General features: G+C 66.0%; 1 protein-coding gene. It reads right to left on the bottom strand.

Going from position 1 to position 1,234, the window contains the following annotated elements; genetic code table 11:
* Nucleotides 1-27: 27 nt before the first annotated feature.
* Nucleotides 28-1,035 carry a hypothetical protein gene (locus tag ACWEVN_RS47960; RefSeq protein WP_452055727.1) on the bottom strand — a complete coding sequence of 336 codons (1,008 nt, stop codon included), beginning with the start codon at nt 1,033-1,035 and terminating at the stop codon, nt 28-30.
* Between the last annotated feature and the right edge of the window lie 199 nt (nt 1,036-1,234).

Here is a 1,234-nt window from a genome sequence, read left to right as displayed (position 1 = left end):
AACGCGGGTTCTAACCCGCGTTACCACTCACGACCGGGGTGGCTGGCATTGTCGACAAGTCGGTGCTCGGCTTCCCTCGGGTGGCCACCCTTCCCGTAAGAGGATCTTGCGCACTTCCGCCGCCACCGCGCATGGTGACGATCGAACGTCCTGCCAGCCGTAGACGAGGCGCGCTCGCCCGGCGAGTTCGGCAGCGTTGTCCCTGCGACGGTCGCGGAATGCGACGCCGCCGGTTGCGTGTGTGGCTCGACCGTCGAGCCGGATCGTGACTGCGGCGCCGTGGACGTCATAGGTGACGTCCTCCCACAATGTCTTCCCGTCGACGATGAAGGGCGTCTGTCGTTCGCCGCGAGGTAGCCCGTGGCGGTCCTCGACGTTCTCGAGGTATTCGACTTCCAGCGCGGACATCAGCCCGGCGGCGACGAGAGCGAGTCCACGGCGAATGGCGGCACGATAGCGGTACGGCGGCCGCAGCAGCAGGCAATCCTGAACGTCGTTGACGGGGATCGAGCTCCGGCTCACCAGGTCGACGACGAGCAACGTCGCTTCCCGTGCGGTCGGCTGCGAAACCGCCAGGTCGAGAATGGTGTCGGGTCCGCGGGTCCGGGCTGGTGTGGTCGCCAGCGTCGTGTACCGCAGCGCTCGCGAACGGTGGACGACGACGAGGGGACGTTGCGAGATCGCGGAACTGGTGTACGGCACGGTGATCTCCACCGGCCGATCCGCCAGGGGTATCAGCCCCCATTCCTCCGCTGCCGTGTGGTGGCTGAGGACGGCGTTCGCGCCGCCGTAGAGCAAAGCCGCGAAGAAGCGGGCGGGCCGGGGTAACTCTCCGGTGAATGTCGCGTAGACCCGTGGTAGCACGCGTTGCCACCGGCCGGCCTCGACGTTGGCCTCGATGTCCGCTCTGGTGTGGCCGAACGAGCGGAGCTGTTCACCGCTGACGACACCGTGTTGGGCGTCGAGCAGCGGTTGCCAGCCGAGGCGGGCTCCGTCCGGTATGCGGTCGGCCGACCAGCGTGTGTGCAGGGGCATGTCTCGACCATGGCGCCTTCAGACACGCGGTGGTGAGCACAACCTGAATCTGTGGATAACCGAAACCGATGTGGACAAGTGTCGTGAGTGGTAAGGCGGGTTAGAACCCGCTGTTGAGTCTCAGGACATCGCCGACAGTTGATGTCTCAGGACCTCACAGACACTGACTGGCTCGTCGAGGCATGGCCACCACAGCATC

It is taken from the genome of Amycolatopsis sp. NPDC003861, from assembly GCF_053605405.1.
Note: the sequence above shows the minus strand (reverse complement) of the source record. Positions and strands in the feature narration are given on the sequence as shown.